The organism is Burkholderia sp. LMG 13014, from assembly GCF_905232215.1.
Taxonomy (GTDB): Bacteria; Pseudomonadota; Gammaproteobacteria; order Burkholderiales; family Burkholderiaceae; genus Burkholderia.
Genome location: NZ_CAJNKE010000323.1, coordinates 1 through 6,813 on the forward strand (window position 1 = coordinate 1; position 6,813 = coordinate 6,813).

Annotated in this window: 10 protein-coding genes; 6 read left to right on the plus strand and 4 right to left on the minus strand. The window is 67.8% G+C overall.

What is annotated here, in order from left to right:
• The 5 genes from JYJ84_RS24695 to JYJ84_RS24715 all read left to right on the plus strand — a co-directional run.
• A partial coding sequence (locus JYJ84_RS24695; RefSeq protein ID WP_374102128.1) for an alpha/beta fold hydrolase occupies positions 1-229 on the plus strand: 229 nt, incomplete at its 5' end.
• 98 nt (positions 230-327) lie between these two features.
• A complete protein-coding gene (locus JYJ84_RS24700; RefSeq protein WP_175221230.1) occupies positions 328-1,218 on the plus strand; it encodes an alpha/beta hydrolase family protein in 891 nt (296 codons plus the stop codon).
• Positions 1,219-1,284: 66 nt separating this feature from the next.
• Positions 1,285-2,178 carry a LysR family transcriptional regulator gene (locus JYJ84_RS24705; protein WP_174956071.1) on the plus strand — a complete coding sequence of 298 codons (894 nt, stop codon included), beginning with the start codon at positions 1,285-1,287 and terminating at the stop codon, positions 2,176-2,178.
• Between the two features lie 132 nt (positions 2,179-2,310).
• The gene (locus JYJ84_RS24710; RefSeq protein ID WP_069252400.1) at positions 2,311-2,637 is read left to right on the plus strand and encodes a carboxymuconolactone decarboxylase family protein; all 327 of its coding nucleotides are present in this window, start codon (positions 2,311-2,313) and stop codon (positions 2,635-2,637) included.
• Between the two features lie 51 nt (positions 2,638-2,688).
• Positions 2,689-3,696 (plus strand): aldo/keto reductase, encoded by a 1,008-nt coding sequence (locus JYJ84_RS24715; RefSeq protein ID WP_175221229.1) that lies wholly within the window; start codon positions 2,689-2,691, stop codon positions 3,694-3,696.
• A 97-nt stretch (positions 3,697-3,793) separates the two neighbouring features.
• Here the strand turns inward: JYJ84_RS24715 and JYJ84_RS24720 are convergent, their stop codons facing one another.
• Together JYJ84_RS24720 and JYJ84_RS24725 are read right to left on the minus strand one after the other, a co-directional pair.
• Positions 3,794-4,024, minus strand: a complete 231-nt coding sequence (locus tag JYJ84_RS24720) for a hypothetical protein (protein ID WP_122947899.1) — start codon at positions 4,022-4,024, stop codon at positions 3,794-3,796.
• 207 nt (positions 4,025-4,231) lie between these two features.
• Positions 4,232-5,131, minus strand: a complete 900-nt coding sequence (locus JYJ84_RS24725; protein ID WP_175221228.1) for a hypothetical protein — start codon at positions 5,129-5,131, stop codon at positions 4,232-4,234.
• Positions 5,132-5,209: 78 nt separating this feature from the next.
• Here JYJ84_RS24725 and JYJ84_RS24730 point away from each other — a divergent pair, with 78 nt between their 5' ends.
• Positions 5,210-5,548, plus strand: coding sequence for a helix-turn-helix transcriptional regulator (locus JYJ84_RS24730; RefSeq protein WP_122947901.1), 339 nt, complete (start codon positions 5,210-5,212; stop codon positions 5,546-5,548).
• A gap of 60 nt (positions 5,549-5,608) precedes the next feature.
• Here JYJ84_RS24730 and JYJ84_RS24735 read toward each other — a convergent pair whose 3' ends face one another.
• The gene (locus tag JYJ84_RS24735; RefSeq protein ID WP_175221227.1) at positions 5,609-6,037 is read right to left on the minus strand and encodes a biopolymer transporter ExbD; all 429 of its coding nucleotides are present in this window, start codon (positions 6,035-6,037) and stop codon (positions 5,609-5,611) included.
• Entirely contained in the window at positions 6,034-6,759 is a 726-nt protein-coding gene (locus JYJ84_RS24740) for a MotA/TolQ/ExbB proton channel family protein (protein WP_175221226.1), read from the minus strand. The genes JYJ84_RS24735 and JYJ84_RS24740 overlap by 4 nt, the downstream gene beginning before the upstream one ends.
• Positions 6,760-6,813: the final 54 nt, after the last annotated feature.

The window sequence follows — 6,813 nt, forward strand, 5'->3', positions numbered from 1 at the left end:
GACGGGTGAACCCGGCTATCTGCAGGCGCTCGCGCAGGTGTTCGAGCGACACCCGGTCTGGCTGGTCGCCGGCGAACGCTCGCGCGCAGGCTGGCACGTGCCCGACTGGGCGCTCGCGCGCTGCGCCGGCTTCGACACGATCGAGCGCTGCGGGCACCTGATCCCGGCCGAGCAGCCCGACGCGTTTCGCGCGGCGCTCGAGCGCATCGTGTCCGCGCCGCCTGCCTGACAACCCGTAGGATTCGCCGAAATATGGTTGAAAGGCGCGGTTGCTAGAGTCGTCCGAACACGGTTTTCCCGGCGCCCGGCGCCGGACGGGGTCGACACATGCGAGGATCGAAGTACCTGGCACGCGCCTTCTGGCTGCTTCTGCTGCTCGCCATTTCAGGCCCTGCTCTCGCATTTCATGCGCGGGTCGTCGCGATTCCCAGCGCCGCGATGAACGAAACGCTCAAGGCCACCGTCGTGCTGCCCGACGCTTATTCGCGCGGCACCCGCGACGGCGACCGCTATCCGGTCGTCTATCTGCTGCACGGTTCCGGCGGCGACCACACCGACTGGACGTCGAACACGCACATCGCCGCACTGGCCGACCGTTACCACGTGATCCTCGTGATGCCCGACGGCGGGCACGAGAGCTGGTACATCGACAGTCCGTTCGACTCGGGCAGCCGCTACGAGACCTTCATCGGCAACGAAGTCGTGTCCTATGTCGATTCGCACTTCCGCACGATCGCGACACAACGCGCCCGCGCGATCACCGGGCTCAGCATGGGCGGCTTCGGTGCGCTGCGCATCGCGCTCGACCGGCCCGACACGTTCGGCGCGGTCGGCAGCATCAGCGGTGCGGTCGATCCGCGCTGCTGCGAGGACGAGCCGGGCATCGACCACGTGTTCGGCGACCCCGGCCGCCATCCGTCGTTCTGGAACCGCAACGTGATCGTCGCCAGCGCCAGCGCGTTCGTGCGCGCGCATCTCGACCTGACGATCGATTGCGGCCGCGACGACGCGTTCGTCGGCTCGAACCGCACGCTGCACGAACGGCTCGTCGCGCTCGGCGTACCGCACGACTATGCGGAGCGTCCAGGCGGCCATACCTGGGATTACTGGGCGAACGCGATCCGCTACCAGATGCGGTTCTTCGCGACGTCGTTCCAGCATGGCGGCTATGCGTACCATCCCGCGCCCCATGCGCCGGGCATGACGCGCGCGGGCTGACGCGCGCAACGCGACGCGGTGAACCCGGTGGTACGATGCGCTGGCATCGACCACCCGACCCCTTCCATGCCGCGCGACAACTTTGCGGACCTCCTCGCCTTCATCGCCGTCGCGCGCGAGCGCAGCTTCACGCGTGCGGCCGCCCAGCTCGGCGTCTCGCAATCCGCGCTCAGCCATACGATCCGCTCGCTCGAAACGCGCCTCGGCGTGCGGCTGCTCACGCGCACGACCCGCAGCGTCGCGCCGACGGAAGCCGGCGAGCGCCTGCTGCGCAACCTCGCACCCCGCTTCGACGAAATCGAGGCCGAACTGACGGCGCTCGCGGAACTGCGCGACCAGCCCGCGGGCACCGTGCGCATCAACGCGACCGACTTCGTGATCCGCACGCTGCTGTGGCCGAAGCTCGCGCCGGTCCTGCGCGACTATCGCGACCTGAAGGTCGAGTTCGTGAACGACTACGGGCTGTCCGACATCGTCGCCGAACGCTTCGACGTCGGCGTGAGGCTCGGCGACCAGGTGGCGAAGGACATGATCGCCGTGCGCATCTCGGCCGACATGAAAATGGCGATCGTCGGCGCGCCCGCGTATTTCGCGGAACGCGCGCGCCCGGTGTCGCCGCAGGATCTGGTTGCGCACGACTGCATCAACCTGCGCCTGCCGACGCACGGCGCGCTGTACGCGTGGGAACTCGCGCGCGGCGACGACACGCTGCAGGTGCGCGTCGACGGGCAAGTTACCTTCAACGGCACCTACGAAACGCTCGACGCGGCGCTCGCGGGCTACGGGCTCGCCTACGTGCCCGCCGAACTCGCGGCGCCGCATGTCGCCGCCGGCCGCCTCGACAGCGTGCTCGACGACTGGTGCCCGACGTTCCCCGGTCATCACCTGTACTACGCGAGCCGGCGGCAATCGTCGCGCGCGCTCGCGGTGATCGTCGAGGCGCTGCGCTATCGCGCATGAACCGGCAGTGCGTCGCGCATGCGCCTCGATTCATGAATCGGGTCGATAAGTGCATGCGCATTGCCGGGGATTATCGATAAGCGCATCGGTGGCTACCATCGACGGTGTTCCTCACCCTCCCCGGAGCCCTCGATGTCCGAACCGACTTCCGCCGCACGCAAAGCGTTCGGCGCCATCGCCCCCGCCCTCGCCGACTACACCGACAACGTGCTGTTCGGCGACGTCTGGCAGCGCCCCGGCCTGTCGCCGCGCGATCGCAGTCTCGTCACGGTCGCGAGCCTCGTGTCGCTGTATCGCGTCAACGAACTGCCGTTCCACCTGAAGAAAGCGCTCGACAACGGCCTCACGCGCGACGAGCTGATCGAAGCGATCACGCACCTCGCGTTCTACTCGGGCTGGCCGACCGCAAGCTCGGCACTCACGATCGCGCAGCGCGTGTTCGACGAAGCCGGCGTGTAAGCGCGGCGTCCCTTCATTCAACCGGCGGGCATGCGCCCGCATGGAGCCTCCATGGATTACCGCTATCTCGGGCGCAGTGCGCTCAAGGTATCGCCTCTGTGTCTCGGCGCAATGATGTTCGGCGGCGAGACCGACGAAGCGACATCGACGCGCATCATCGACAAGGCATTCGACCAGGGCGTCAACTTCATCGACACGGCCGACGTCTATCACGCCGGCCGCTCGGAAGCAGTCGTCGGCCGCGCGATCGCGCCGCGTCGCGACAGCTGGGTTGTCGCGACGAAGTTCGGCTTTCCGGCCGGGCCGGACGCCGGGGCGAACCGGCAGGGCCAGTCGCGCAAATGGATCGTCGAATCGGTCGACGCGAGCCTGAAGCGGCTCGGCACCGACTACATCGACATCCTGTATTTCCATCGGGCATTGACCGATGCGCCGCTCGACGAAGGCATGCGCGCGATCGCCGACCTGATCCGGCAAGGCAAGGTGCGCTACTTCGGGCTGTCGAACTTCAAGGGCTGGCGCATCGCCGAGATCGTGCGACTCGCGGACCAGCTCGGCATCGATCGTCCGGTCGCGAGCGAACCGCTGTACAACCTCGTCGATCGCACGGCCGAAGTCGAACAGCTTCCGGCCGCCGCGCACTACGGGATCGGCGTCGTGCCATACAGCCCGCTCGCGCGCGGCGTGCTGACCGGCAAATACGCGGTGGATGCGCAGCCGCCCGCCGATTCGCGCGCGGGCCGCGGCGACCGGCGTATCCAGCAAACGGAATGGCGGCCCGAATCGTTGCACATCGCGCAGCAGGTGGCCGCGCATGCGGCCGCGCGCGGCACGACATCGGTTGCGTTCGCGCTCGCGTGGGTCATGAAGAACCGCCTCGTCAGCTCGACGATCGCGGGGCCGCGCACCGAAGCGCACTGGGACAGCTACATCGATGCACTGACGCTCGAACTCGGCCCGGACGACGAACGGTTCGTCGATTCGCTCGTGCCGCCCGGGCATGCGTCGACGCACGGCTATACCGATCCCGGTTATCCGGTCGAAGGCCGCAAGGTCTGAAGTCGGAACGAAATGATTGAATGACATGCCGGGCGCGATGCCCGGCAAGATGACAAACGCGCGTCGCCCGACGCACGTTCACGTTGACGCAGCTCGATCAGTTGTCGTGCGTTGTGTCGGCACTGACTACGCGATCGAAGAACTCCTGTGCACGCGCCAATTCGTCGAGCGCGCGATCGAGGCGCGACATCGCGCGTGCGTATTCGGCCGATGAAACGTCGTCGTCGCTTTCGCCGCGCACGGCGCGAAAGGCTTGATCGACGTTGCGCGTGGCTTCGACGAAGCGTTGCGCGGCCCGGGCTTCCCGCGAACAGATGTGGGTCGACATCGACACTTCTCCCTCAGGGTGGCAGTGTGAAGCACGCCGACGCTCAGTGTGCGTGGTGCGCATGTCGGCGGCGTGAACCACGACCCATCGAGTATCGACGCATCGGCCGCCGCGCAGCGCGCTTCGTGCCGATTGTCCCTCTGCGCTCGCCGCTCCGCTATGGCGAGATTGCAACAAATTCTTGCGCGATCTGCTGCGCGCGATGCGTCACGCGCGCCCGATACGCGAATGCGACAGGCCCGCGAACGCGGCCGCCTCGCCTGGCGACAGGTCGAACAGGTCGCCGGTGAGATCGCGCGGATGCTCGGCTGCCGGCCGATTGCGCAATCGCGCGACGTGCGTGGGCGCAACATACGCAGCCGCCGTTTCGATCGGCGGCACGTCGAACAGATCGCGCGTGACGCCACGCACCGCGTCCGTCGGCGAACGGCCGCGCAAGCGCGCGACGAGCTCGACGAAGCGATCGAAATCGCCCGCGCGCGTGGCCTTGTTCACTTCCGCGAGATCGCGCGCTTTCAGCACGCACGGCTGCGCGAGCCGCACGAAATACGGTGCTTCGAGCTCGACCGACAGCGCGAGCGGATAGCTCTTGCCCGTCTGCTCTTTCGCGCGCCCGACGCAATCGACCACGGCCGCGCCCTGTGCGGCGCCGAGCGGCTGGCCGGTGCTCACGCTGCGCAGGTGATCGGGAAACACGCGCAATTGCGTGCCGACCGTCAGCGCGGTGGATGACGCGCACACGAGCGCGTAGTGCTGCTCGCGGCGCCGGCCCGACGGCAAGGTCGCGCGGCTGGCGATGAATGTGTGCGGCGGCAACGGCCGCACCTGCCCGCTTGCATCGACCCAGGCATTCCACAACAGCATGTCTTTCCGCTCGCCTGCGCGCGGGCGCGACGCGACCGGCGAAAACAGCGCGAGCAGCGAGCCCGTGCGATGCGCGGCGACTTGCGCGCTGCTGCCGAGCGGCTGGTTGATGCCCCACAGAAAACGCCCGCCTCCGAGCCGGCGCTCCCATTCCTTGCGGAGCACGACGGTCGGCAGTTCCTCGCCGGACTCGGTACCGATCTTGGTCCAGCAGAACGTGGGTGGGAGGTGTTTCAGTGTCATCAACTTTCTCGGGATACAGCCTCGCTGGTGACAGCAAGCCCATTCAACAGCCGTAACTGTATAGGTATAATGCATCGCATGGAAGCCCCGGACCAAGATTTTCCCGTTCAAGACCTGTTGCGCCGCCTGATGGCAGATACACGCTCGTCTAGCGAAATAGCGCGACTCTCCGGGGTCAGCCAGCCGACCGTATCGCGCCTGAGGCTGTCGAACGGGGCTCGGCTACGCCGCAGCGCGCCATTCAATAAGCTATGCAGTTTCTATGGTGTCGATACCGGGCCGTCGCACCGCCGGTACAACGACCTGCTGCGCGACGCGATCGTCGACGCGTGGGATGGGTCGGACGAGCACGGGCGCGCGCTGCTGGTCGTGATCCAGGGGTTGAAGGGGCTGCAGGCGAAAGCGGATGATGGGTAACGTCGCGGCCAGGCGGTGCGACCGGGTCGCATCACTGGCTCGGCAGCGGAGCGCCGCGCGTTAGCGGCCTGCGGCGGGATCGGTGACGAAACCGATCTTCGCAAGGCCGGCTGCCTGTGCCGCCGCCAGCAACTTCGCGACGTTGTCGTAGCGGGCCGCGCGATCGGCCGACAGGCGCACTTCCGGTTGGGGCGCGGCGCGAGCCGCCTCGGCAAGACGCGCCCGCAGTTCGGCACTCGACACCGGATGCGCATCCCAGCTCACGCCGCCGCTGGCGTCGATCGCGACATCCACGTGCGGCCCGGGCCGCGCCTCGCGCGAGCTCGCCGCCTGCGGCAACGTAACGTGCGCAGCGTGATGCAGCACCGGCAACGTCACCATGAACACCACCAGCAGCACGAGCATCACATCGATCAGCGGCGTCATGTTGATGTCCGTCGCCAGGACCATCCCGTCGTTGCCACCGTTCGCATCGTCATTCATGCTCATGCTCCATCGGCAGCCGGCTGCAGGTCGGCCGGCATTGCGGCCGCGCGCCCGGCGCATGCGGCCGTCGCGGGCCCGCTGCCCGTGAGCAGCAACAGGTGCAGCCCGTGCGCGAAACGATTCAGGCGCGCGACGATATCGCGCGACAATCGCACCAGCGTGTTGTAGCCAAGCACGGCGGGGATCGCGACGCACAGCCCGAATGCCGTCATCACGAGCGCCTCGCCGACCGGCCCGGCCACCCGGTCGAGGCTCGCATCGCCGGCCGCACCGAGTAACAGCAGCGCGTGATAGATCCCCCAGACGGTGCCCAGCAGGCCCACGAACGGCGCGGTGCTGCCGATCGACGCGAGCACGCCGAGCCCGCGCTGCATGCGCGCCGCCGATTCGTCGACCGACGTCTTCAGGCTACGCGACAGCCAGTCGCTCGCGTCGATCCGGTCGCGCAGCCGGTGCCGGCTCGCTTCGTGATGCGCGACCGCCGCCTCACCCGCGCGCACGAGATCGATGAACGGCCTGCCTTGCAGGTCAGGCGCACGCATCCCGTCGGCGTCCCGCAGTCGCGCTTCCACGTGCGCCGCGCGGCGCCGGATGCCGATGAGTTCGATCGCCTTGATCACGATCACCGTCCACGACGCGATCGACATCGCGGCGAGCGACAGCGCGACCGCACACGTCATCGGGTCGCCCTGCGCCCAGATGTGACCGATTCCATAGACTGTCATGATGAAGTGTCCTGTCATTCGTCGAGATTGAACGTGATCGGCGCGCGCGCCCGC